The organism is Paenibacillus sp. NPDC056722 (genome assembly GCF_042790635.1).
Taxonomy (GTDB): Bacteria; Bacillota; Bacilli; order Paenibacillales; family Paenibacillaceae; genus Paenibacillus_AQ; species Paenibacillus_AQ agri.
In genome coordinates this window covers 109991-136148 of record NZ_JBHTYV010000011.1, presented here as the reverse complement: position 1 = coordinate 136148, position 26158 = coordinate 109991, and the positions used below count along the sequence as shown (strand labels likewise).

Here is a 26158-nt window from a genome sequence, read left to right as displayed (position 1 = left end):
CTCAGGATGAACCTTCAACAACAATTAGAGCAGAGCTCTATTCCGCTGACTGCACGTAAGTGGACAATTTACGCGATTCACCATTCTCACACGGATCTGGGCTACACCGAGCGGCAGGAGAAAATTGAACAATACCATGTCGATTTCATTCGCCAGGCTCTGCGTATTGTCCAGGATGCTCATAGCGGGGCTAACCCCGATTGGCAAGGATTCCGCTGGACGTGTGAGACCTTCTGGGCTGTGGAGCAGTTTTTGCAGCAGGCCAGTGCTGCTGAGCAGCGGGATTTTGCCGAGGCCGTTCTGTGGGGCGACATTGAATTATCCGGAACATACCTCAATATGACCGAGCTGCCGGATTACGGTCTGCTAAGCAAAATTCATAGCAAAGCGCAAGCATACGCCCGTTCGATCGGACATCAGGTGGATAGTGCGATGACGGCAGATATTAACGGTTACAGCTGGGGATATGCCGATAGTCTGCTGCAAAATGGTATCCAGCATTTATTCAGCTGCATTCATACTCATCACGGCATGTACCCGCTTGGGCGCAAGCAGCTTCCGTTCTGGTGGGAGTCTCCTAGCGGCGAGCGGCTCTTGGTATGGAACGGCGAGCACTACATGTTTGGCAACGAGCTTGGGCTATGCCCGGGAGCGCTTGGCAAATATATGATCCGCGACGAGTTCAATCATAAGCTCGTTGAGCCGGGGGAGATTCACGATCAGATTGCTAATATCCGTATTCATCGCTATCTCACCCAATTGGAGGCGGAACAGTATCCGTATCCGTTCGTGCCTGTCATGCTATCTGGACTGCCAACGGACAATGGAGCGCCGAACAGTGCAATCATTGAATGGATTGGGCAATGGAATCGTCAGCACGGTGAGCAGATTTCCATTGAAATGGTCAGCTTGAGTCAATTTTTCGAGCGATTGAAGCAGGAAGGATTAGATGAGCTGCCAGTTCATGCAGGAGATTGGCCGGATTGGTGGACAGATGGCGTCAGCTCCACACCGATGCATACCCAGATTTACCGTGACGCGCAGCGCACGCTCCGCAAGGTAGAAAAGCTTGATCCGCAGCGGAAACATGTCAGTGATCAAGAACTGGAGTCGGTCGAGCAGGCACTGGTTCTGTATGCAGAGCATACCTGGGGCTATCATTCCTCCATTTATGAACCCTGGCATAAAAATGTACAAATGCTGGAGGTGCGCAAGCAGGCCCATGCTGCAGAAGCAAGCCGTTTAGCTTATCGTGCACTGGATGCTGTGCTGCTGGCTGAGAATGGAGCGACATTATATTCTGGCCGTCCATATCGCTTCCGTGTAACGAATACGTCGGAGCTTGAAATCACGGAGCTGGTGCAGCTGAGGCTGGAGGGATGGGAGCCGGATGAGCTTCGCAGTGGCGTGGAGGTCATCCGTGAAGATACTGGAGAAGTATTGCCTATGCAATCATCCCAACCGCAGATCATCATCACAGAGCTGACGCTGAAGGGACTGCAGACCTGTATGCTGACCTTGCGTCCGTTGCCGCAGAAGTCTGCGAGCACAGGGATAACAGTATCCAATACGAAGCTTGTCGGCAGTGACCGGGTATACGATATGGTCGATATTTATCCGGTTATGCCGGCAGGGGTAGCTGCATCACCAATCACATGGTCTCAGCATGGGCTGGAGTCTCCGTTCCTCTCTCTGAAATGGTCGGAAACAGGCGGCATTACCTCATGGTACGATAAAGAGGCAGGAAAAGAATTGCTGCGGCCGGATGCACAATATGGTGCTTTTACACCGGTTTATGAGGTTACTGTTCCTGCTGCGGAATCAGAGGCCTCCGAGGTCTGGGGTACTCGGTCACGCATGGGACGTAACCGTAAAGGCCTGGGTGTGCAGCGGTCGATCGGCCGGCTTGCCTCTGTCAAAGAGCTGGATAACGGTCCGCTATATGCTACGCTGGAGCTTCGCTACCAATTGCAGGGGATCTCCTATTTCTCCTTGTTCCTTAAGGTATACGCCAAGATCAGCCGTGTAGATATCTCCGTCCGCTTTCATAAGGACAGTGTCTGGAATCCGGAAAATGTGTATCTTGCGCTGCCGTTTACCGCTGGGGACAGTAAGCAAGAGACTTTATATGCGGATAAGCCCGGCGGGGTCGTACGACCTTGGAGAGACCAAATTCCGGGAAGCTGTCTGGACTACTCCGCCGTACAAGCAGGTATCGCGTGGCAGGATGAAGAGCGTTCCCTGATGCTGGCGACTCCAGATACACCGCTTATCCAATTGGGATCGCTAGATTACGGCACGAGACAGGTTCATACCCAGCAGCAGCCTGACGCTAGTCCGGAAACCTATGCCTGGCTCATGACTAACTACTGGGAGACGAATTTCAAAGCAACCTTGGGCGGATTTTATGAGTTCCAATATTACGTTGCTATAGGTGATAAAATGCCTCCGGCTAGCATTGCCTCGTCCCTGCAGGGTCTTATTGAGCCATTCGTTGTAACCCGGTCCCGCGACTGAGGTAACAAGTTTACCTTGCACATAACACACGAAGAAACAGCGCTTTCTCCTGTTCGTTCTGGAGGAGCGCTGTTTCTTCGTGTTGACTTGAATTTCATTACAATCAGCATTTCTGTTCATTCCCTCAGTTCATGCTCGGGTAACAATGCTTTAATCCGGAACGCCAGCCGCAAGCGAAGTGTTTCCTCTGGGTCCTTTAGGCTGCGCCCTAGCAGCTCCTCACATTTTTCCAATCGGTATATCACCGTATTGCGGTGAATATAGAGGCGCTTTGCAGTTTCGGCGAGCTGGCAGTGAGTCTCCAGATAGACAGAGAGTGTCTGGAGCAGCAAGCGATGGTCCTTAATCGTCTCGTCGATGAATGCTTGGAACGTCTCCAGATAGAACTTCTTAAGATGAGCATAGGGGATCAGGCGTAAAATTTCCGGCACCTCTTTTGGTTGATACAACTCGACAAAGCGGCAGCGACCCGCCATTCCACCGAAATAGAGTGCTTCGCTGGCTTCCTTGTACGAGACCGGGATATGGATAAGTTGCTGGGCGTAACTACTTACGCCAAAGGACAGCGAAGCTTCATTATGCGTCTGAAGCCGGTCTTGTAGTCTCGACAGTCCCTGCAAGAAGGACGTTTCCACCTCTCGCCATTCGTCTGTCAGCAGCATCAGTAAGACGTAGTGCTTGTCGAGCAGGAAAAGGCGAATGGTTTGGGGGAAGGTTCGGAGTTCGGACACTATATGATCGGCAATCCGATCTTGGTCGGATTTGTACTGCATAAAACTGAGAGACTTGTCTCCTCCATCAAGTTGTCCAACTGCGCAAATATAGCGTTGACTCTCCGGCAGTCCCAGCTCTCGCGCACGGCTGATAATCTCGTCTGCACTGGAAAAAGAGCCGTTGATGAATTTGCCAAAGAATTCATTCTGGATACGACGGCGGTTCTGATTGAGCGCTTGTTCTTTCATCAGATCGAAGGCGATAACGTTGGCAGCCTGTTCAATGGTCAGAATCGTCGAGCGATCTTTGGAGGACAGTTCAGCCTCTACACCAAGATAGTGGAGCTGCTGATAGGTATAGACAGGGAATAGAGTCAGAACACTTCGTTCTTCCTTTAGAAATGAAAAGCTGGAGAATGTTGAAGGAGGCGATAATACCAAACATCGTTCGGACATCAGTTGGTCTAATTCTGCGGTCAAGGTCTGCCGCTGTGGCTTCCCTGCAAGAAGACGAAGGTGAGGATCAAGCAGAAAGACAGGAGTTTTAAGCAAGTTTGACAGGTCCAGCAGCACTTTAACCGTACCCTCGCCCTTCATTATATCATGGGTGAATTGGCGGTGAGCTTGCATTGCATTGTGCAGCTCATGTGTACGTACATCGAGAATATGGCTAAGTGACTTGTTCACAATGTCACCGAGCGATGGTTCGACTGGAAGTTCCAGCAAGGGGACAGCCAGTTCGTTTGCGCGTTCGATCAGCACAGAAGGCAGAGTGCCAAGGAAGCGTTTTGTCTTGATTCCTAATCCCGAGCAGTTCTGACGCCCCATTTCCTCGATCAATAGCAGTAATGAAGGCAAGTCATCCTTGAAATGAAAGGCTGTCGTAATCAGCAGTTCATTGGGCTTGAGAAAGGTAATGATATCGGGGGCATCCATCATGTTGACCGTCAGTACTTCGCGTTCCAGCCCCGCGTTCCCTGCGACGATCTGCGTTCCGTTAAAAACAGGGATGTGTAACAATTCCTCTAGTTTCATGACAATGCCTCCTGACAATTCTCTGTATTAGTTATTGTGTACAATTATTACACCGGTTCTTCTACACCTACGTGCATGTTTTTTAGGTTGATTTATTTTACAATGAAGACAATGAGTTTGCCAAGTCAACATTTTGTTATAAAATCTGACATGAATACAGAGTGGGATGTGAAGGTACAGACACAGGCAGACGGGCATGTAGTGAAAAATGGGGGAATGCGAAATGAGGATCGAACAACAACCGTTGGTGGTCCCGTCACCTACTGATCTGCATCAGCAGGTGAGTGAGATGATCGACTGGCTCGCAACTTATGGTGGTCAAGGGGAGCATGGGGATCATGGTGTGACCCGAACACTCTATTCTCCCGCATGGCAAGCGGCTCAGTCGGCCTTGGAGCATTGCATGCGAGAGGGCGGATTAATGCCGCGCTATGATGATGTTGGAAATCTGTTCGGAAGACTTTCCGGCACGGAACAGGACGGTCGGGTGATTCTTACTGGTTCACATCTGGATACGGTTGTCGATGGTGGTAAATATGATGGAGCTTACGGGATTATTGCCAGTTTTATCGCTGTCCGTTATCTAAAAGAGCACTACGGGACACCGCGCAGGAGCATTGAGGTTGTGTCGCTTTGCGAGGAGGAGGGTAGTCGCTTTCCAATGACTTATTGGGGTTCTGGCAGTATGACTGGGATTCGTGACATGCAGCAGGTCGAAGGGATCGCAGATGCTGAGGGAATCTCATTCCGTGAAGCGATGGGGCAAGCAGGATTCGGGATGGGGATTCATCCTTCACCGCGTCGCGATGATCTGGAGTGCTTTATCGAACTGCATGTTGAGCAGGGCGAGGTGCTGGAGCGAGAAGGCCAATCCATCGGGCTTGTCAGCCACATCGTTGGACAACGTCGTTATGAAGTTACGGTAAGCGGGGAAAGCAATCACGCGGGTACAACCCCAATGGAGTGGCGACGTGATGCGCTCCTGACTGCTGCTGAATTGATTCGGCTAGTGGGTGAGTGGGCGAAGCGACAGGGGGATGGATTAGTTGCTACCGTCGGACGGATGGAGATTCATCCGAATGTGGGCAATGTTATTGCGCGTGAAGTGACGTTTAGTCTTGATGTGCGGCACCCTGATGCTGAAGTGATCCGTCAGTTCTGTGAGGCCTTGTTTATCGAGTGGAAAAAGATCGCGGCGGCGCAAGGCACAACGCTTACGTATCACAAATGGATGGATGAAGACCCTGTAGCGATGTCAGAGTCACTGGCTTCCAAAGCGCAGATGATTCTGGCGCGTCAGGGAATCTCCCATCGTAGGATGACGAGTGGTGCGGGGCATGATTCACAAGTGTTCGGCACCTATTGCCCAACTTCGCTGTTATTTGTACCCAGTCATTTAGGGATTAGTCATTCCCCACGTGAGTTTACTGGAACAGATGAGCTGGTCTGCGGGGTTCGCTTGTTAATTGAACTGCTGTATGAGTTGGCGTATTAACGTATATCATGATATGGATTTGAGGAGGCAGACCAAATGACGAACTATCGGGAAATTCAAGCACCCTTACGGACAATAATGACACCTGGGCCTGTGGAGGTAGATCCTCGTGTGCTGCGTGCGATGAGTACGCCGATATTGGGGCAGTTCGACCCGGCGTTTACCGCGATGATGAACGAGACGATGGACATGCTCCGGCAAGTGTTTCAAACGAACAATAAGTGGGCATTCCCAATCGATGGTACATCGCGATCTGGTCTGGAGGCGGTGCTATGCAGCGTGATCGAGCCAGGCGATAGGGTGCTAGTGCCGATCTTTGGCCGTTTCGGGCATCTGCTTACGGAGATCGCCGAGCGCTGCGGGGCGGTTGTGCATCTGATGGAGTGTCCTTGGGGGCAGGTATTCGACCAGCAGGCGGTGATTGAAGAAGTGCGTCGTATTCAGCCCAAGGTGTTGGCTATCGTGCATGGCGAGACTTCGACGGGTTGTATGCAGCCGCTTGATCAGATTGGTCCTGCGTGCCGGGAACTTGGGGTATTGACGGTTGTTGATGCGGTAGCGACGCTGGGTGGAACGCCGGTCAAGGTGGATGAGTGGCAGCTTGATGCTGTGATCGGCGGTACGCAAAAATGTCTGTCCGTCCCGTCCGGAATGGCACCTATTACGTATAACGAAGTGATTGAGAAGCTGCTGTTGACGCGCAAAAAGGTTGAGCGCGGTGTCGCGCAGGAGCAGGATCGCCTTGAGGTGCGTGTGCCGATTCGAAGTAATTATTTTGACCTCAGTCAGCTTCAGGATTACTGGGGACCACGTAGATTGAATCACCATACGGAAGCGACCTCGATGCTGTATGCGCTTCGTGAAGGTGTACGGATCGTGCTGGAGGAAGGGCTGGAAGCGAGATTCGAGCGGCATCGTCTGCATGAACGGGCGTTGATGGCGGGAATTCGTGGTATGGGCCTGGAGCTGTTCAATGATGTGCCGTGGAAAGCGCCAATGGTGACTTGTGTAAAAATTCCGGCGGCCATCAATGGAGAATCGGTGCGGCAGATGCTACTGGAACAGTTCGGAATTGAGATCGCTAGTTCGTTTGGTCCGCTGCATGGTCAAATCTGGCGGATCGGCACGATGGGCTACAGCTGTCGTAAGGAAAATGTATTGTTTGTGCTGTCTGCACTGGAAGCTGTATTGATTAGACATCAGGCGAAGATTGAGATCGGACGTGGAATGCAGGCGGCGCTTGATGCGTATGGAGTGGAGCAGGCTGCAAACTGATGTAAGAGTGTCATGTGTTTTTCGGGGCACTGAGTTTGAATAGACTGAGGTCTTTGGGTTTAGAGGGAGGTCAGTCGGTGAGTGGGAAGCGTAGCAATGTCGCGAATAAACAGTGGCTTGGGGCTTTGCGTTGGGCTGCTGGTTTGCAGTGGTTTTTCTTTTTATTTACGAATACAGTTGTGATCCCGATTACGGTCGGAGCAGCATTTCGATTAGGGCATACCCAGGTAGAGATGCTGGTTCAAATCTCGTTTGTACTGACAGGCATTGCTAGTGTAATGCAGGCGGCAATCGGACATCGCAGGGCGATAATGGAAGGTCAGTCGGGGTTGTGGTGGGGAGTGATTCTCGGACTGTGCGCGGCTGCACCTTCCATCGGACGAAGTCTGCAGGAGGTTGGAGCGAGTCTGGCAGTGGGCGTAGTGCTGTCGGGAGTCATGACGATTTTGCTTGGCGTTACAGGCTGGGGAGCCTGGCTGGCTCGGCTGTTCACGGCTCGGGTGATGGCGGTATTTATGTTTCTGCTCGGTTGTCGTCTGAACTTGATCTTCCTCGAAGGAATGATGGGCATATCTCCAGGCATGTCCGAGGCGCAGCGGGTGCTTCATCCGGCAGTATTCGGTTTAGCATCGGCGGTAGCCTTATTGACAATCTGGATTGTCATCAAGGGCGGACGCAGAGTGGCTCCTTATGCGCTGCTGATCGGAATCGTGGCGGGCTGGGCAGTGTATGCCGTGTTATTTGGAGCGGATCATGAGTTGACTGGGGTCACACAATCAGTACCAGCAAGCGTGACAAGTGAAGGGGGAGGTATAGGGCACTGGTTGTTTCCGGTAGGTGTGCCACAGAGCTGGGGCGGGCTAGATATTGGTGTGATACTGATCGCGGTAATTGCAGGACTGGTGAATACATCCAATACGTTCGGGGCGATCAAGGGAACTGATGACATCTATGAACAGGAAGCAGACGACAAAACGTATCGGCGCTCGTTTACAATTAGCGGTGTACTTACAGTGTTGTCCGGTGTACTGGGGACGGTCCCTTATGCACCTTATGTGTCATCCATCGGCTTTCTTCAACAGACACGCATTAGGGAGCGGTTGCCGTTTGTACTGGGGGCGCTGCTCTTTATGATCGTCGGATTGATTCCGGTGGTGAGTGACTGGATGACATTGTTACCGCTGAGTATAGGAAGCGCAGTGTTGCTGGTGACGTATGTGCGACTGTTATTTTCATCGCTTAATTATTTCCGGCAAGTCAGAATGGAGGATTCGGTCAATCTGTATGCAGCGGGTATACCGCTTTTCGTAGGAGTGATCCTGATGGGGTTGCCTGCGACGACCTTTGTCTCACTCCCTGCATTACTGCGACCGTTACTCGGTAATGGCCTGCTTGTCGGAATTCTGCTGGCGCTGCTGATGGAGCTGATTCCGCATCGTCCGGAACGATTAGCATCATGAGAGCAGTGAAAGATGATTTTAACCAAGGAGGTGCGCCGGATGAGCTCTGATCAACATCATCGTACTAACCAGACAAGCAGTAAGATAGAACGGCAAGCTTATCAAGCCTATATTGCGCCGAATGTTATTGTGCCACCGACTGGCGAGGGTAGATTAAATGGTGCACGCTTCGCGCTCAAGGATGTCGTCGCGGTTGCGGGGCATACGAATGCAGCGGGCAATCCGGACTGGCTGCGCACCCATGAAGCGGCGCCCCGCCATGCGGAGGTTGTTCGGCGATTGCTGGCGGCGGGTGCTGCACTTGATGGCATGACACATACCGACGAACTGATGTACAGCTTGAACGGAGAAAATGCCCACTACGGCACGCCGATCAACCCGGCGGATTCAATGAGAATCCCTGGCGGCTCCTCCAGTGGTTCAGCAGTTGCGGCGGCAGCTGATGATATTGAATTTGCAATCGGCACTGACACAGGTGGATCGGTGCGGATTCCCTCATCCTATTGCGGGGTGTACGGTTTTCGTCCAACACATGGCATGGTATCGCTGGATGGGGTGATTCCGCTGGCGCACAGTTTTGATACCGTGGGCTGGATGAGTCGGAAATTGCAATGGATCGTTGAGGTTGGCGAAGTATTGTTGGCTGACGAGAGTGACCCAGCTGTCACTTCATTTCATAAGATCTATATGGATGAAGAGATATGGGCCGTGCCGGAGGCGGCAGATCGGGACAAGTTGCTGGCACATGTGGGCAAGCTGCAGGGGGATTATCCCTTGCCTTTGGCACCTGTTCATCTGACTGACCAAGTGTGGAAGGTGTGGATGGAGCAATCTCTTTACTCAGTGCCTGAGGAGTATGCCTCGCTTGGTCAGGGGCTGATTTTGTGGTCGCAAGCTTTTCGTCTGCTGCAAGGAATGGAGATATGGCGGGAGCATGGGACGTGGGTAACGCGGCATCAGCCTGTCTTCGGATCGGGAATTGCAGAGCGGCTGAAGTGGACAAGTACGCTGCGGGAAGCGGATGTCACTTGGGCGCAGGAACTGCGAACGGTGTTGCGTGCAGAACTGTCGAGTCTGCTAGGAGTCGATGGGCTGTTGGTACTGCCGACTGCGCCAGGTGTCGCTCCGCTGCGTGGGCTCCAAGGGGAGGAAGCTGAGGTATATCGTGCAAAAGTCATGCAACTATCGTGCATAGCGGGTCTGGCAGGGCTGCCACAATTAACAGTTCCAGTGTGGCGTGAGGACGGTCTGCCAATCGGGGTGTCATTCGTTGCCGCGCCGGGCCGGGATCGGGCGCTGCTGCATTGGGTGGCGGCAAGGTATGGTGATATAAGAGTGTCCACTGCTGAATAGATGAGGGTATTAATATCTTCATATCTTTTGAATTAAGTAACTGCCGAGTGTATGCCGGCAGTTTTTTTGTGCAGTTGAAGCTTGGTTTCCGACATGTCTATAACCGCTATCGTTATAAATATAACATAACATGTGATTTTATTTTGTGCATATTCACCAATGGATTGAAAGATAATCTACGATTTTGCTGATGATTTATAAAAAATAGATGATAAAATGAAGAATATAAAGATTGAGTAAGGAAATATAACATAATAAAGTTATGTTATATAACCTATTAGATGACGAACCAGAAAAAAGGGAGTGAGCGGAGATGTCTATGGATTTGGCGGGTCACATTCAGGAGCAGTCGCAATTGAAAGAAGAGATGTATGTTGACGAGTCCCTTCGACCGAAGCAAGAAAAGGATCGGAAAGTAGGGGTTATCTCTTACATGTTTATGTGGATCGGTGATGGTGTCAATCTAGGGAATATGACACTTGGTGCGAGCCTTATCGCTGCCGGCGTTGCTAACTTGAATCTCGTGCAGACTTTTGTAGCTGCGATCATCGCCATCGGGCTCATCTCAGTCATCTTCGCACTCAATGATCGCTTCGGCTATCGTACAGGCGTCCCGTATGTCGTACAGCTTCGGATGTCGTTTGGCACCAAGGGAGCGATCATCTCCTCCTTCCTTCGGGGCATACCGGCGATTATCTGGTACGGTTTCCAGAGCTGGGTTGGCGCAACGGCGCTCAATGAGATTGTCAAGGTCGTCACAGGCGGCAGCTTTGACAGTATTCCAGTTTGTTTTATTGCTTTGCAGCTTGTCCAGATCGGCCTTTCGCTATATGGGTTTCACGCGATTAAGTGGGTGGAGACGCTCGCATCAATCGTAATCGTACTCGCGCTAATCTATGTATTCGGACTGTTGGTGAATTCACACAGTGATGCTATCATGCATAACTGGGTCCATGCGAAGGGGACATGGGGCCTGCCGTTCTTCTCCTTTATCATGGTTTTTCTGGGTAACTACGCTGCAATATTCCTGAGTGCAGCAGACTACTCCCGCGAACTGAAGCCAGGGATCAGTGATGGGAAACGAAGCTTCCTGTACTTCAGCCCGATTACGGTCGCCTACGGCTTCGTACTGACAATCGGTGCGATGATGGCAGCGGCAACAGGGATCTCGAACCCGGTCAAGGCGTTCGCTATTGTTGTCAACAATTCGTATATCACCGTTGGTGTATCCGCGTTTATCGTGATCGGTGTTATTGCAGTTAACATGGTGGCGAATATTGTTCCTCCCGCATACGTTATCTCTTTTGTTACGAAACTAAAGTACAAACCTGCAGTAGCGATCACGGGTTTGCTGGCGCTTTGCTCCTTCCCGTGGGTGCTGGTGAAAGACTCTTCAGCGCATGGTCTGAACATGTTCGTCTTGATCTACTCGGCATTCCTAGGGCCGATCGTTGCGATTCTGTTGGTTGAATTCTATATCCTGCGTCGTCAGAAGGTGGATGTCGCTGAGTTATATCGGGAGAACGGCAGCTTTGCTGGTTACAATCCAAGCGCAATCCTCGCCATGACGCTTGGCGCTGCTGCGGCATTCATAGAAGTAGACCTCGGCTGGATCGTCGGCTTTATCGTGGCAGGGCTCTCATACTTCTTGCTGACGAAATATGCATTCAAAGGCTCGGCCTTCAAGCGCGGCACGATTTTCGAATAGATGGAACAAGGACAATACAAAGGAGCGAATCACGATGGAACAGATGGATCTAATCGTCCGTAATGGAGTAGTTGTACTCCCGACAGGTGTAGAGCAGGTTGACATCGGCATCAAGGATGGCAAGATCAAAGTAATTACATCGGGGCTGGCTGCCTCAGCCCGTCACGAGTGGAATGCAGCGGGTCAGGTCGTTATGCCGGGGATGATTGATGTTCATGTTCATTTCAGTGAGCCGGGGCGTGAGCATTGGGAGGGGTTCTCTACTGGATCATCGATGATGGCGGCAGGAGGATGTACAACCTTCTTCGATATGCCGCTGAACGGAATTCCTTCGACGGTTAACTGTGAAGCGCTGCTGGATAAAGCAAGGCTTGGCAATGAGAAGTCAGTCGTGGACTTCGGTTTGTGGGGCGGGCTTGTGCCAGGGAATGAAGACGATCTTGCGCCGCTTGCGAAGTCTGGTGTTATCGGATTTAAGGCATTTCTGTCTACGACAGGTAACAAAGAGTTCGAAGCCGTAGATGAGATGACGCTGCTCAGCGGAATGAAGAAGATCGCCAAGCTGGGCAAAGTGCTGGCGTTGCATGCGGAGAGTGCGGCGATCACGAATTGGCTCAAGGCGGAGAAGGAACAGGCAGGCTGTGTAAGTGCCGATGATTATCTGGCGACACGACCGATCCTTGCTGAAGTCGAAGCGGTTGAGCGGGCGCTGTATTATGCAGAGATCACCGGTTGTGCACTGCACTTCGTGCATATCAGTTCTGAGGCAGCGGTGGGCAAGATAGAGGATGCGAAAAGCCGCGGAATGAATGTAACCGTAGAGACATGTGCGCACTATCTGCTATTTAATCATGACGCTCTTCGCGAACGGGGCAGCATCGCCAAATGTGCGCCCCCACTGCGTGAAGCCTCTGAGCAGAAGAAGCTGATTGAACTGGTCGCTGCAGGCAAGTTCGACATGCTGACCTCGGACCACTCGCCGTGTCCATATGACATGAAAGACCCTAAGGATTTCAATTTGTTTCAGGCGTGGGGCGGCATTAGCGGCGGGCAGTTTACGCTGCTGGCTGCACTGGAATTGTCTCAGACGAACCATATTCCACTGGAACAGATCGCCCGTATGACCGCTTCCGCTCCTGCCGAGCGCTTTGACCTTGCAGATCGCAAAGGCAAGATTGCCGTAGGCATGGACGCCGATCTGGCGATTATCGGCCTGGATACACCATTTACCGTAACTGAAGACAATTACTACGCCAAACATAAGCAAAGTCTGTACATGGGGCATACTTTCCCAAGTAGCATTGTCGGAACGATCGTGCGTGGTAAGGTTGTTGTACAAGATGGGCGTGTGCTGGAGAACGAGGGCATAGGTAAGAACGGTCAATGGCAGAAACCGGAGGGAACGCAATTAGTAGATATAATGGGTTGATCGCATTGACATGCAGAGCGTCATATTCATCGCTTTCTTATCCATCCACAACTTCAGACGAGGTTGTGGATTTTGTTTTCTTGTATCAAGAAACTTGACACAGATTGGGGCGAAGGGTACAGTGAATGATAAGATTACATGAGGAGAATGAAGCTGTGGCTAAGTACTCGGTTATCAAAGAGGATATCAAGCAAAGGCTGATAAGCGGAGAGTGGACTGAGGGCTACAGGCTGCCATCCAGCCGCGAGTTCGCCCAATATTATGAGTCTAGTGTGAATACGATTGAAAAGGCGATCAAGGAGCTCACGGAGGAAGGGTGGCTTATCCGGGATAGTCGCAGAGGAACCTTCATGAATAAAGAGAAGGAGATTTTGCAAGGTGGTACGCGTCTGGTGGCTGCTTTTGTGTTCGGCATCGATAATCCGATCTGGGCGACTGCACTGCGGGGAGTGGAAGATGCCTTGTTTCTACGAGGCTACCAGCTGCTAAGTTCAAGTGATGACCGAAATCTTGAAAAGCTGGAATCCCTCGTACGAGGGGCAGTCGAAAGAAAGGTAGAAGGGGTGATCCTAAGTCCCTTTATGAGCGAAGGGCATGAAGAGATTAATAATCGGATTTTTTCCTTGCTTCAGGATCACGGGATCAAATACATAAGCTTGGATCGGGTAGTCTACAATACCAGCATTCCGTATGTAACCAGCGATAATATTGCAGGCGCTTACAACCTGACCAAGCTGCTCATCGAACAAGGACATAGGCAAATGCTATTTATTAAAAATAGTAATATAAGCACGATCAATGAACGGCTTATGGGCTTCAAGCAGGCAATTGTTGACTCAGGACTGCCGTATTCGCATGAATTCGAAGTGTTTATTCCCACCAAGTATGAGGATTTCTCTGATGAATTTGACCATTATTGTGAAGTTCTAGAGAGAAAAATGAAAGAAATGTCGTTCACGGCTGTATTTACTGCAAATGATCAAATTGCTGAGGCAGCCCTCCGTTCGTTACAAAGTATGAATGTTCGCGTACCTGAGGATGTATCGCTCGTCACCTATGATGCAGAAAATTTAAACCGCAGAATCAAATTAAATGTAACTGGAATCACACAGCCTTTTTATGAAATGGGACAATGTGCTGCCGGGTTATTGCTGAACATGATTGATGGCAACGAAGATCAGTTGTTTTACGGACAAGTATGCAAATCCAACATTTATATCGGAGAGACTGTTCGCTCGATAGGCACCTGAATGTTTTTATAATCTTGAAAGGTCAGCTTGTATCCAAATGAACATTTGGCACAAATTTGATAGCGGCTTTGTTGAAATTCCGTTACGGACTTTCAATGAGGTCGCTTTTTTCGATTCTTAATTGGATAGCAATCAGTGAAATTAGAGTTTTGATATAGCCTCTGTATCATTTATTGTATCATTTATAATCTAAATAAAAATCATATATTGACACAGATATTCAATGGTTGTATTCTTTGTTGTAAGCGGTAACATTGCTTTTTCTAGAGAAGCTTTAAGTGCCAAGTTTTTGAAGGGGGAAAGCAGAGATGGTAACTTCACACAAGTTTTTCAAACGATTTTGGAAGCAACGTTACTTATTTTTAATGGTATTGCCTGGATTTTTGGTTGTACTGGTGTTTAGTTACTTTCCAATGTACGGGATACAGATCGCCTTCAAAAAGTATAGTGCGGTTCGAGGGATGTGGGGCAGTGAATGGGTAGGGTTTAAGTACTTCATTTTATTCTTTCAAGATCCTATGGCAATGAGGGTACTTAAGAACACCATATTGTTAGGTATCTACTCCTTGTTATGGGGATTTCCCGCCCCGATCATTCTGGCCTTGCTATTCAACGAATTAAGGTTTCCTAAATTCAAAAAAGCGGTACAGACCATATCCTACTTGCCGCACTTTATTTCCACGGTCATTATTGTGGGTATTCTTCGGACCTTTACCGAGAGAGAAGGGTTGTTTAACAAAATTGCAGGTTGGTTCGGCGTCGATCCGATTGTGTTTCTGTCAGAGCCTGAATGGTTCAGGACCATATTTATCAGTTCAAACATATGGCAGGGGATCGGTTTTGGTACAATCTTGTACCTGGCGGCATTAAGCAGTGTTGATCCTACGCTATATGATGTTGCGAGTATTGACGGTGCAAATCGCTGGCAGAAGGTGCGAAATATTAACTGGCCGCATATCAAACCAACGACGATTATTTTGCTTATTTTGTCCCTTAGCGGGATTTTGGGTACGGATTTTCAGAAAATCCTTATGCTGTATAACCCGGACACCTATGAGGTTGCGGATGTTATTGGGACCTATCTTTACCGTGAAGGGATTATGGGGTCAAGATTTGAATATACGACCGCCATTGGGCTCTTCCAGTCCTTGGTTGCATTTATCTTGCTCATAGGAGCAAACATGTTAAGCCGTAAAGTATCAGACACAAGTATTTGGTAGGGGGTGCTGGACATGGTAGGTAAAGAAAGTGTTGGTTCAAAAATATTTGACGTGTTCAATATTTTGTTGATGCTGCTGCTATGTGTGGTCATGCTATATCCATTCTTGCACGTCATTGCAGTTTCTTTAAGCAGTTCTGAACCTATTCTTAGAGGGGATATTACGATTTTTCCGAAGGGCTTTAATGTAGGCGGTTACAAATATATTTTCCAGGACCCATTTCTGTATTCGGGCTACGCGCATTCCATTATATATGCACTGGGTTCCACCTTGTTCATGCTGACTTTTACCTCATTAATGGCGTATCCGCTGACGCTCCCGGACTTCATGGCCAAAAAATTTCTTTCGATCTTTCTGGTCATTACGATGTTCTTTAGTGGCGGCTTGATTCCTTCTTATTTGCTCGCACGGAGTCTTCATTTGCTTGATACCTATTGGATCATGATTATCCCCGGCTGTGTATCTGCGTTTAATGTATTTTTGTTCAGGTCCTTTTATCAATCCATACCAGCCGATTTGCGCGAATCCGCTGTTATTGATGGGGCTAACGATATTCAAATCTTAACCAAAATTTATTTGCCGCTCTCCAAGCCGCTTCTGGCGACATTTGCTCTATTCGGCATTGTTGGCAGCTGGAATGGATGGTTTGAAGCACTGGTGTATCTTCAGGACGAGAATAAGTATCCATTACAGTTGATCCTAAGAAAATATTTATTCTCCCTTTCCTTCGATTCCGGAACCGGAACAGAAGTCATGCAAGCGATGCTGGCACAAATGAATGTGAATGCGAAAAATATTCAAATGGCGATTGTTGTTATTGCGATGTTCCCCATCATGGTGATCTATCCGTTCCTCCAAAAATATTTTGTGAAAGGTGTCATGATTGGTGCTGTTAAAGGTTGATTTTCCGAGGCAGCTGAGAGGAGTGGTGGTTATTAGAAAAGAGACCTGAGCATAGCGGCATAGCACGTACCCTGTAATTGTTAATGGAAGACAAAAAGATGACTATGTTTTCAGGAGGGGTAATGATGAGACAACGCTTCAAATTATCTTCTTTATTGCTTGCAGGTGTATTAAGCGTAGGAACCATCTTGGCAGGATGCAGCTCTAACGCTACTTCCACAAATTCGGGAAACAGTGACACTGCGGAGCAAGCTGGAACGCTAAGCTTTTCTGTAACCTTGCCTTCCTTTGGCGCCAAAATAGAAGATTCTATGGTGCACAAGGAATGGATTAAACAGATGGAAGCGCTAACGGGTAAGAAATTGGACATTAAATATAATTACATCCCGATTGGCGAATACGAGGAGAAATCCAAGCTGCTGCTGGCGAGCGGTGATACGACAGATTTGTTCATGGTCATGAGCAAAGACCTCTTTAAGCAATATGAAACAGAGGGCACGTTCCTGGAGCTGAGCGAGTATAAAGACCTTCTGCCTAACTATATGAGCTTAATCGACCAAGCGACCGATGGGAAAATCAAGGCGATCCGCTCAGATGGACAGTTCTATGGATTATGGAATATTGACCTTCCAAGGCAAGCAAAAGATAAAGGCATGGGCGTATACTCGCCGGTAACCTATCGATATGATATTTTTCAAAAGGAAGGTATCAATATTCCAAGCACGATCGATGAGCTGTATGAAGCTGCAAAAACGTTAAAAGAGAAATATCCGAACTCCTATCCGGTGAATACGCAAAGCGGTTCCTTCGATCCACTCTTTTATGCTAACCACAATGGAGGCACGTCCATCTATTGGAACGGAAAAAATTATGTTTACGGACCGTTCGAAGAATCGTATAAGGAAGCGCTGCAGTTTGCCAATAAGCTGTATGCGGATAAGCTGCTAGATCCTGAGGTGTTCTCGGATAAAACCGATGCTATTAAGAAAAAAGCAATGAGCGGCACGAACTTCATTTTGCTGTCCAACTGGTTTACCTTCCCGGGTGACTGGAATCGCGCATCAACGGGAGGGGAGAAGTTCGTCATTTCGCTATTCCCCGATAATCCGAAATACGGGAAAGCATGGCAAAGTGTGAACGACTTCAGCTCCGTCGGAGTTAGCTCGGGTGCGGTGATGGTGGTCAGTCCGAAGGCTAAGAATGTGAAGGATTTAATGAAGCTGTTGGATTTGCAATATAAACCGGAAATTATAAACCTGATTACTTGGGGGATTGAAGGTACGAGCTACACCAAAGATGCCAGCGGCAAACCAACCTTTGTGGATTCGATTAAACATGCGGAGAACCCATGGATTGAAGGCGATAAATACGGAACGAGATCAAGCAGCTCCTACCGTCCTGGTCTGCAAATGGCCATTGATACGAGAGCATTCGTTGATTTTGCGCCTAAGGACTCAGGTATTGTAGATGGCAAACTGGTTGAAGAACCATGGGAAACTGCGTTCCAAAATATGCCGTTCCCTAATGATTACGTACCTCCAATGATTTTCGAGCCTAGCCTTGAATTTACAGATGATGAACGCGAGCAGATCACCTCAGTCATGTCGCCGGTAAATACGTATGTAGCAGAGATGCAGAACAAATTCGTGAATGGCAAAGAAAGCTTTGATAAATGGGCTGATTTCCAGGCTAAGATTAAGAAAACAGGCGATCTCGATAAAGTTCTTAAGATCTATGACGATGCGTTGAAGAGATATGAGGAAAGACGTGCAGCGAATAAATAATTAGCGATCATGCCCGCTATGTTCCTTCTAGGGGGGGCGGGCATGATTTTGAACATTAAAAACTGGTGGTGGAACCTTACATGGAAGCTGTGGAATGGAAACAAAGAGTGGAGAAGTATAAGGGAATCTTTACGGAGCCTCCGAAAATTGTCCCTACAGACAAGGTCGTCGATAGCCCGGTCATTGGCAATGGCGATCTCGGTGTCACTATTAGCGGAAAGCCTGAACAGCAGCGCATATGGATCTCGAAAAATGATTTCTGGAAAGCGCAGCTGATGTATTCGAATGGTAGCCCGTGCTTGCTCGGCGGGATTGATGTTCATATACCCGATCTGGCCAATGCTTCGTATTATAGCGAGCAGCGACTGGATGAAGCAACTATTGTATCGACATTTCATGGAGCGGCAGCGTCGGTCAAGATGATCTCCTGGATTTCAGCCCTGGAAAATGTGTTAATCGTGGAGCTGAGCAGTGAAAAGCAAGCCGTTTCCGTTACGCTGGATCTGTGGGTGCAGACCGGAAATGGCTCGGAAACGGAGCAGGGACAGGATGGCGATACTGCGTGGGCGGTACGTAAATTTACCGGTGAAGGCATCGAATGGCCAACGGAAGGCGCTATTGCTATGTGCAGCTCGTCAGGAAGTCATTCCTTTGAACTACAGCCTGGAACAAAACAATATATCGTTGCCTCCGTGGCGACGAACCATGATGAGGACAACTACTTACAGGAGTCGATTAGCAGAGCGGGGCTTATCGACGAGAAGCGGATTGCTTCGCTGCGTTCAGAGCACACCGACTGGTGGAGCGGGTTCTGGGCAAAGTCTGCCATTGAAATCGGGGATGAACTGCTAGAGAAGTTCTGGTACGGCTCCCATTATATTATGGCTTGCTGCAGCCGAAACAAGAAGTTCGCGCCGGGTTTATTCGGCAATTGGATTACGACGGATAACCCGGAATGGGCGGGAGATTATCATTTGAATTACAATTACCAGGCTCCTTGGTGGGGTGTGTATTCGTCCAACCACATTGAGCTGAGCGAACCGTATGATACACCGCTGCTGGAGTATATGGTGAACGGTCGTCGGTATGCAGAGGAGTATTTGGGATGTAGAGGGCTCTATTACGATGTTGGTATTGGCCCGAAAGGTTTGCCTACAGCACTATGTAATACGCCTTATGAGAACGGACACATGTTTTTGGGACAAAAGAGTAATTCGGCGCTAAGTACAGTCAACATGCTGATGCGGTTTTACTATACGTATGACTTTGAATATGCCCGTTATGTGTACCCGTTCCTGATTGAGGTGGCGAATTTCTGGGAGGATTATCTGACCTTCGAGGATGGCCGTTACGTGATTTATCGTGATGCCATTCATGAAGTCGGAACCTATACAGAGTCGCATGACAATGAGGATTGGGACCGCGGCCTGGATGATATGAATCCTATTCTTTCATTAGCGCTTATTCGGATGCTATTCAAAGGACTGCTCGATATTTCTGGGCAATTGCAGCTTGATGGGGATCGTCATGAGAAGTGGACTCATATTTTGGAGCATATCAGCGATTATCCGACGTTTGAGCGCGAAGAGAAAACGATATTCCGCTTAACGGAGCAAGGACATGAATGGTGGGGAGACAATACGCTCGCCATCCAGCATATCTGGCCTGCTGGCGGGATCGGTCTAGATTCAGATCCACAGCTTCTGCAGATTGCCAAGGATACGATTACGGTGTTGAACCGCTGGACGGATTATAACGGCTTTCCAACCATATTCACCGCCGCCGCGCGTGTCGGTTATGATCCTGAGACTATTCTTCGCGAGCTTCGCCGCCAATGCTCGGAGCATAGCTTCCCGAATCTGTTCATCTTCTTCGGCGGAGGGGGCATTGAATGCTGTAGTGGCGTACCTTCTGCTATCAACGAAATGCTGCTGCAAAGCCATGAGCAGGTGATCAAGCTGTTCCCGGTGTGGCCGCAGGAGAAGGCTGCCCGTTTCCATAACCTGAGAGCCGTTGGAGCATTTCTTGTATCTAGCGAGCTGTCGGAAGGAAAGGTGACGCATATTGACCTTACTAGTGAGAAGGGCAGGATCTGCAGCATCTTGAATCCATGGTCAAACGGGGAGTTCTCTATTGTAGAAATAGATGGCGCTGGCGATCAGCAAAGGGAAGTCGAGTGGCAGTTGTCTGGGAACATCATTTCTTTTAATACAGAAGCCGGCAAGTCTTATAGGCTGCTGGGTCATTAGATATAAAACTACTATATAAGACGAATAAAAAGAAAGTAGCAAAAAGCGAGGAGGAACGAAGGGGGAAGATTGGAACTGTAGGAGCGAAAGCGATCGCCTGAAAGCTTTCCGCAGGAAAGCTCGCATCGGAAGCATACGCTGTCTCCAGATTTCAACCGCTAGAAGCGGTATATTCCCCTTCACTAGTCGCCATACAGTGAAAAAAGAGGGCCATCTCCTCAACTAAAGGCATTTTTGTACCTTATTTTTCTTTAATATAGGTAAATAAGGGTAATAAGGGCGTTTTTGTATCTTATTTTGGAAAAAACACGCTCGATGGGCTATTATGGAAGATTTAAGGTACAATATTGCACTTAATCTCCACTAACCCCTAACTGCAGAGGATTTAAGGTACGAAAATGCCGTTAATTACACTTTGATCCTTCTTATATAAGCTCTCTTTTTTCTTGGCTATGTTTGTTTTGTGAATTCGTTCTATGTAGATATAAAAATTCTATATAAGACGAGTAAAAGAAAACAACAAATAGCGAGAAGGAATGGAGGGGGAAGTTTGGAACTGTAGGAGCGAAAGCGATCGCCTGAAAGCTTTCCACAGGAAAGCCCGCACCGGAAGCATACGCTGTCTCCAGATTTCAACCGCTAGAAGCGGTCTAATCAAAGAAATCTGGGGACAACAGCGGCCGAAAGTCCAAACGTTTTCCGCAATGATGATCTAACACCGTGTAAGAATTCTAAGTTCAATCTATATAGCTACGCAGTAACGAGTAAATCTAGCATGTCAGGAGGAAAGTCTGTGTCAAAAATTAAAGAAATACTTGTGCTTCACCACAGCCATTTGGATATCGGCTATACTCATGCGCAGCCTATTCTACTGGAGCTGCAAAAGAAATATATCGATCAGGCCCTGCAATTATGCGAAGCGACCGAGAATTGGGCAGAGGAGAATAAATTCCGCTGGACCTGTGAATCCGGTTACCCTGTACTGAGGTGGCTGGAAGATGCAACCGAAAAACAGGTTGAGCAGTTCCGCCGTTATCTGCACAGTGGGCAAATGAGTATCTCCGCTTCGTTCATGCATACAACACCGCTTGTGACTGCGGAGCAAACGGCTCGTATGTTGCAGCCCATCAAGGAGCTGCGCAGCCGATTTGGGATCGATATCACCACGGCTATTCACCATGATGTCAATGGTCAGCCGTGGCCTTACAGCCAATTGCTGCTTGATGCCGGTGTAGAGTTCTTCATCATGGGAATCAACATCCATATGGGTACCGTTCCCTTCAAAAGGCCGAACGCTTTCCACTGGGAGACGCCTGATCATAGGAAGCTGCTGACGTTCAACGGTGAGCATTATTCACTGTTCAGCCAAATCTGTAATGTAAACGATAAAAGCACAGATCTTATGGCGGAGGGTCTTGCCCAATATCTTAAGAAGATCGAGGATAATCCAGACTATCCATTCGATTTCGTCTATTTAACCGCAACCAATCTGCCGCTATACGATAACAACCCGCCGGATCAGGATTTGGCAGACCTCATCAAACAATGGAATAGCGAGTCGCGCGAACAGCGAATTTCATTCGTGACGCCGGAGCAGCTGTACGCAAGAGTACGCAAGCATACGGAGGAGCTTCCTACATATGCCGGGGATTGGACAGACTATTGGAACTTTGGTTCCGGCAGTGCAGCCAAGGAAACGAAGCTGAATCGCCGCACGAAGCAAGGGATGAAGGCGGTCGAGCTGCTGGAAGCCTTCCAAGGGGAGGCCGATGGAAGATATCCGGTGATCAAACGGCAAGCTTGGGAGCAAATCCATTTATACGACGAACACACCTGGGGGGCATTTAACGCCATCGCCGATCCCGATCATTTGAATGTTGATATTCAATGGGCACACAAAGCGCACTACGCGTACCAAGGCAATAGTCTAACTGGCTACTTGCTTGGAAGCCAACTGGAGCAGCTCACCGCAAATCCGATTCAGGGGGATGACCCCGAGGGGATTATGCTTGTGAACTATTCATCGGCTCCAATCAAGCATGACCTGCGGGTTCCTTCAAGCTTTCGAGCGCCTGGACGGCATCTGAGCGCCGACAGAATGAGGCAAGTGCTTATGAACAACGATCGTCTTACTGGCGGAGAGAGCTATGGCGTGATTGAACTGCCGCCGTTCAGCTGGCGTAAAATTCCGTTCGATAAGCTGCAGAAGGCGGAGCAGGCTGCAAATCTTGAAGCTTTTCCCGGCTCCAAGGAGCAATGGAACGATCCGTTTAGTGCGATGAATCGGGGATTTGAAATCAAAGTACTAGACGGTCATATTGAGTCTCCGTATCACCGGCTACAATTCGATCCCGTTCGGGGAAGAATTCTGAGCTTGTATGACAAGCAAAACGGCTGGGAAACGCTTGATTTGTCCAGTCCGTGGACGTTGTTCCAATATGTTCAGGAGACGATTGACACGACCGCTGCTGAAAATAGCAGACAAACTATTTTTTCGCGGGATGTTGAGAAAGGCAATAATAGCATCAGCTGCTGGAATAACGACTGGCCTGCCGCAAGGCAGACGTATTCCCGCTTGCTCGACTGTTTCGTTGAGCAGGGGACAAATGATGCAACACTGGTGCTACAGTGGGATGCGCCTGGAGTAGATAATCTGGAGCAGCGCTTCACGCTATTCAGCTACCGTCCGGAGATTGAGATCAAAGTTTCTTATATGAAGCAAGACATCACCACTCCGGAAGGAACTTATTTCGCGATTCCGCTCAATTTGCGAGACTGGCGATGCTTCTACGATACTGCCGGACAGCTTGTGGAGCTGGATGAGCAGCAGCTGCCGGGTGTATGCAGAGATTTTGTGACCGTGGACAAAAGCGTTTCCCTATTCGACGGCGACCATGGTGTAACACTGGTTTGCCCCGATGCACCTTTGGTGCAAGTAGGGGATTTCAATTTCGGCAGAGAGCACAAGCAAATTGACAAGTCGGGCAATCCCTTACTGTTGGCTTGGCCTATGAATAACTACTGGGAAACGAACTTTAGAGCGCGCCAGCCTGGTTTTAATTCTTTTACTTATGTGCTGTCGACTTATCGTGCGTTCGAACCATCAGCCATTACTGAAGCTTCCACTCAAGGTGTATCACAAATCTATGCCACCCCTGTTCTGGATTGCAAGCAGGAGGAAGAAGGACAATTCATCACCTTTGAGGGTGAACATGTGCACATTTTCGATGTGAAACCGGCGGAGACAAGTAAGGGCATCATTGTGCGGGTAAGGAATGTGAAGGAGGACAATGCAGAGGCTCGCTTGAGCTTTCCAGGCAGAGTGATTGCGGAAGCGTACGAGTCCAATGTTCTGGAGGAGCAGCTGAATCCATTGGCTACCCAGGATGTAGGCACGTTACACATCAACCTTGGTGCCAAGCAAGTGCGGCATTTGCTGGTTATATTAGAAGCATAGGGTTAAGAAAGACGAAGTACGAATTTTCACCGGAGTAGCCTATTGTCTGGAGAATCGGTAAATGTAAAAAAACCTTCAAGCGGATGCCTTGTGATTGCAGCATGGCATTACCGCTTGAAGGTTTTTTTCTATGAGAAGCAACTTTAAAATTATACTGATATAAACTTTTATGAAATTGTATTATTGTTTACATAGTCCCATTTCTAATGGACCGGGATACATGTCAAAACATATGAAACAATACAGGATAGAGCCATTGGAGGTGCTATTGTACTTATGACATTCCAATCCGAACATACATTGGCTATACCTGCGAACGGTAGCATCAAGGAATCGCTTGCTGTAGAGACGTTTCGCTTGGCCAAGTTGATTAGTGACCATACTCCGTATGATGGGACCTTTAGACAACGTATTCCTGCTTTGTCTGTGGGCCGTTATTCTGCAGCAAGTAAGGACGAGGTCAAATCTTTCGACTTGCCCTCCATGTTAATTGTTGCACAAGGGGCTAAGACAGTGACAGTAGGGCAAGAGGTCTATCAATTCGCTCAATCGCAAATCCTTATGCTCCCTGTTGCGCTGCCGATTGCTTTGAAGGTTACTCACGCTAGCCGCTTGGAGCCTTATTTAAGTGTGAAGCTGGTACTTGACCCGCAAAAAATTGCTGAATTAGCACTCAGAGTATATCCAAATGGAGTGCCTGCCGTAACGAAATGGAGTGCCGGTTATGTTCTTAATGCCGATGCAGGAATGATTAACGCTACCTCAAGGCTTGTAGAATGTCTAACCAATACCAGTGATGCCGAATTGCTCGGCCCCCTTGTAATGGATGAGATTTTGCTACGTGTTCTGCGCAGTCCTATTGGAGCTCGGATCGCTGAACTTGGTTTTGTAGGTTCGGAAGTCAATCTGGTTACAAAGGCGGTCGCTTGGCTCCGTAATCATTATTCCCATCCCATGAAAGTTGCGGAATTGGCGGAAATGGCACATATGAGTGAGTCTACTTTTCGTGTGCACTTTAAGTCCATTACTTCAATGAGTCCCCTACAATATCAAAAAGCACTTCGTCTGCATGAAGCGAGACGGTTAATGGTATCTGAAGCAATGGACGCGACAACAGCCTGCAATCTAGTAGGCTATGCTAGTCCCTCGCAATTTAATCGGGATTACAGCCGCTTTTTTGGAAATCCGCCCAAAAGAGACATTGCAGGATTACGTCAACAACTTCCGTTGAAATAGGCAACAAGTGAACCAGAACAGGCAATTCTTAGGTCAGTATATCTTCTAAAATTAAATTATCCTTGAAACCACGAATTCCGATTACGTCATCATCTTTTCGTCGATTCAAGTAGATTTAATATTTAGAGGAGGATCTCTTAATGCGTATTTTTGTAACTGGAGCGACTGGTTTCATCGGCTCTGCCGTTGTAAATGAATTGTTAACAGCAGGGCATGAAGTCATTGGTTTGGCTCGCTCGGAAGAAGCGGCTAGTGCTCTTCTTAAAGCCGGGGTAACTGTACACCGTGGTTCTTTGGATAATCCTGAAAGTCTTAGAAGCGGTGCAGAAGCAGCGGATGGTGTCATTCATACGGCCTTCAACCACGACTTTTCTAACATGACAGGTGCTGGAGTCACAGACCTGCGTGCAGTTCAGACTTTCGGTGAAGTGCTTGCCGGTTCTGGCCGCCCTTTGGTTGTTACTTCCGTAATTGGCCATCTTGCACCAAGTAGAATTAACACTGAGGAAGATGCTCCTGATGCCAGCACTGCGGGTAAGCACCGTATTGCTTCTGAAGAAGAGGCTCTATCCTTGGCTTCTAAGAACGTACGTGTATCCGTATTGAGACTACCACCTTCAGTACACGGCGCTGGTGACCGCGGCGGTTTTGTTCCGGCATTGATTAATGTCGCTCGTCGTACAGGTGCCTCAGCTTATGTGGGCGAAGGTGCAAACCGTTGGGCTGCTGTACACCGTCTGGATGCAGCGCGACTTTACCGACTGGCAGTTGAAGCTGCACCTGCAGGCTCCAAGCTGCATGCAATCGCCGAGGAAGGTGTGTCCATTCGTGAGATTGCTGAAGTCATTGGTCGCCACCTCGATTTGCCTGTGATCAGCAAGTCAGTTGAAGATGCTCCTGGTCACTTTGGTTGGCTGACGCATTTCGCTTCGCAAAACATCCAGGCTTCGAGTAAGTTGACCCAAGAACTGCTCGGATGGAAGCCTGAGCATGCGAATCTCCTGCGTGACCTGGAAGGAAATTATTTCAAAAATTGATCTAGAACGACAAGTTTTGTAGGATCGCCTTACGGCA

General features: G+C 48.7%; 16 protein-coding genes. 15 read left to right on the top strand and 1 reads right to left on the bottom strand.

Features of this window, described 5'->3' with window-relative positions:
* The first annotated feature begins 6 nt into the window (after positions 1-6).
* A complete protein-coding gene (locus ACFRAM_RS22510; RefSeq protein WP_379468270.1) occupies positions 7-2517 on the top strand; it encodes a glycoside hydrolase family 38 N-terminal domain-containing protein in 2511 nt (836 codons plus the stop codon).
* A gap of 116 nt (positions 2518-2633) precedes the next feature.
* On the opposite strand, the gene ACFRAM_RS22505 is transcribed toward ACFRAM_RS22510, so the two are convergent.
* Positions 2634-4265, bottom strand: a complete 1632-nt coding sequence (locus ACFRAM_RS22505; protein WP_379468266.1) for a PucR family transcriptional regulator — start codon at positions 4263-4265, stop codon at positions 2634-2636.
* A gap of 223 nt (positions 4266-4488) precedes the next feature.
* Here ACFRAM_RS22505 and allC point away from each other — a divergent pair, with 223 nt between their 5' ends.
* The 14 genes from allC to ACFRAM_RS22435 all read left to right on the top strand — a co-directional run bounded on the left by allC (position 4489) and on the right by ACFRAM_RS22435 (position 26121).
* Positions 4489-5760, top strand: coding sequence for an allantoate deiminase (allC, locus tag ACFRAM_RS22500; protein ID WP_379468264.1), 1272 nt, complete (start codon positions 4489-4491; stop codon positions 5758-5760).
* Positions 5761-5796: 36 nt separating this feature from the next.
* Positions 5797-7035: a pyridoxal-phosphate-dependent aminotransferase family protein gene (locus tag ACFRAM_RS22495; protein ID WP_379468262.1), complete on the top strand. Its 1239-nt coding sequence runs from the start codon at positions 5797-5799 to the stop codon at positions 7033-7035.
* Positions 7036-7112: 77 nt separating this feature from the next.
* The gene (locus ACFRAM_RS22490) at positions 7113-8495 is read left to right on the top strand and encodes a uracil/xanthine transporter (protein ID WP_379468260.1); all 1383 of its coding nucleotides are present in this window, start codon (positions 7113-7115) and stop codon (positions 8493-8495) included.
* A gap of 39 nt (positions 8496-8534) precedes the next feature.
* Entirely contained in the window at positions 8535-9848 is a 1314-nt protein-coding gene (locus tag ACFRAM_RS22485; protein WP_379468258.1) for an amidase, read from the top strand.
* A gap of 319 nt (positions 9849-10167) precedes the next feature.
* On the top strand, positions 10168-11556 hold the full coding sequence (locus ACFRAM_RS22480; RefSeq protein WP_379468330.1) for an NCS1 family transporter: 1389 nt from the start codon (positions 10168-10170) through the stop codon (positions 11554-11556).
* Between the two features lie 34 nt (positions 11557-11590).
* Positions 11591-12985 (top strand): allantoinase, encoded by a 1395-nt coding sequence (locus ACFRAM_RS22475; protein ID WP_379468256.1) that lies wholly within the window; start codon positions 11591-11593, stop codon positions 12983-12985.
* Between the two features lie 155 nt (positions 12986-13140).
* Positions 13141-14235, top strand: coding sequence for a GntR family transcriptional regulator (locus tag ACFRAM_RS22470; protein ID WP_379468254.1), 1095 nt, complete (start codon positions 13141-13143; stop codon positions 14233-14235).
* Between the two features lie 308 nt (positions 14236-14543).
* The gene (locus ACFRAM_RS22465; protein ID WP_066365077.1) at positions 14544-15455 is read left to right on the top strand and encodes an ABC transporter permease; all 912 of its coding nucleotides are present in this window, start codon (positions 14544-14546) and stop codon (positions 15453-15455) included.
* A 12-nt stretch (positions 15456-15467) separates the two neighbouring features.
* Entirely contained in the window at positions 15468-16358 is an 891-nt protein-coding gene (locus tag ACFRAM_RS22460; protein ID WP_379468251.1) for a carbohydrate ABC transporter permease, read from the top strand.
* Positions 16359-16480: 122 nt separating this feature from the next.
* Positions 16481-18142, top strand: coding sequence for an extracellular solute-binding protein (locus ACFRAM_RS22455; RefSeq protein WP_379468249.1), 1662 nt, complete (start codon positions 16481-16483; stop codon positions 18140-18142).
* A gap of 80 nt (positions 18143-18222) precedes the next feature.
* Positions 18223-20391, top strand: coding sequence for a glycosyl hydrolase family 95 catalytic domain-containing protein (locus ACFRAM_RS22450; protein ID WP_379468247.1), 2169 nt, complete (start codon positions 18223-18225; stop codon positions 20389-20391).
* A gap of 793 nt (positions 20392-21184) precedes the next feature.
* Positions 21185-23848 (top strand): glycoside hydrolase family 38 N-terminal domain-containing protein, encoded by a 2664-nt coding sequence (locus ACFRAM_RS22445; protein WP_379468243.1) that lies wholly within the window; start codon positions 21185-21187, stop codon positions 23846-23848.
* A gap of 276 nt (positions 23849-24124) precedes the next feature.
* Positions 24125-25084: an AraC family transcriptional regulator gene (locus ACFRAM_RS22440; RefSeq protein ID WP_379468241.1), complete on the top strand. Its 960-nt coding sequence runs from the start codon at positions 24125-24127 to the stop codon at positions 25082-25084.
* Positions 25085-25224: 140 nt separating this feature from the next.
* Positions 25225-26121, top strand: a complete 897-nt coding sequence (locus tag ACFRAM_RS22435) for an SDR family oxidoreductase (protein WP_379468239.1) — start codon at positions 25225-25227, stop codon at positions 26119-26121.
* Positions 26122-26158: the final 37 nt, after the last annotated feature.

Bases quoted from the DNA above. Each gene is read 5' to 3' on its own strand.
- ACFRAM_RS22455 (WP_379468249.1), top strand. From the start codon at position 16,481: ATGATGAGACAACGCTTCAAATTATCTTCTTTATTGCTTGCAGGTGTA.
- ACFRAM_RS22435 (WP_379468239.1), top strand. From the start codon at position 25,225: ATGCGTATTTTTGTAACTGGAGCGACTGGTTTCATCGGCTCTGCCGTT.
- ACFRAM_RS22485 (WP_379468258.1), top strand. From the start codon at position 8,535: ATGAGCTCTGATCAACATCATCGTACTAACCAGACAAGCAGTAAGATA.
- ACFRAM_RS22480 (WP_379468330.1), top strand. From the start codon at position 10,168: ATGGATTTGGCGGGTCACATTCAGGAGCAGTCGCAATTGAAAGAAGAG.
- ACFRAM_RS22475 (WP_379468256.1), top strand. From the start codon at position 11,591: ATGGAACAGATGGATCTAATCGTCCGTAATGGAGTAGTTGTACTCCCG.
- ACFRAM_RS22505 (WP_379468266.1), bottom strand. From the start codon at position 4,265: ATGAAACTAGAGGAATTGTTACACATCCCTGTTTTTAACGGAACGCAG.
- ACFRAM_RS22450 (WP_379468247.1), top strand. From the start codon at position 18,223: ATGGAAGCTGTGGAATGGAAACAAAGAGTGGAGAAGTATAAGGGAATC.
- ACFRAM_RS22460 (WP_379468251.1), top strand. From the start codon at position 15,468: ATGGTAGGTAAAGAAAGTGTTGGTTCAAAAATATTTGACGTGTTCAAT.
- ACFRAM_RS22440 (WP_379468241.1), top strand. From the start codon at position 24,125: ATGACATTCCAATCCGAACATACATTGGCTATACCTGCGAACGGTAGC.
- allC (WP_379468264.1), top strand. From the start codon at position 4,489: ATGAGGATCGAACAACAACCGTTGGTGGTCCCGTCACCTACTGATCTG.
- ACFRAM_RS22510 (WP_379468270.1), top strand. From the start codon at position 7: ATGAACCTTCAACAACAATTAGAGCAGAGCTCTATTCCGCTGACTGCA.
- ACFRAM_RS22495 (WP_379468262.1), top strand. From the start codon at position 5,797: ATGACGAACTATCGGGAAATTCAAGCACCCTTACGGACAATAATGACA.
- ACFRAM_RS22465 (WP_066365077.1), top strand. From the start codon at position 14,544: ATGGTAACTTCACACAAGTTTTTCAAACGATTTTGGAAGCAACGTTAC.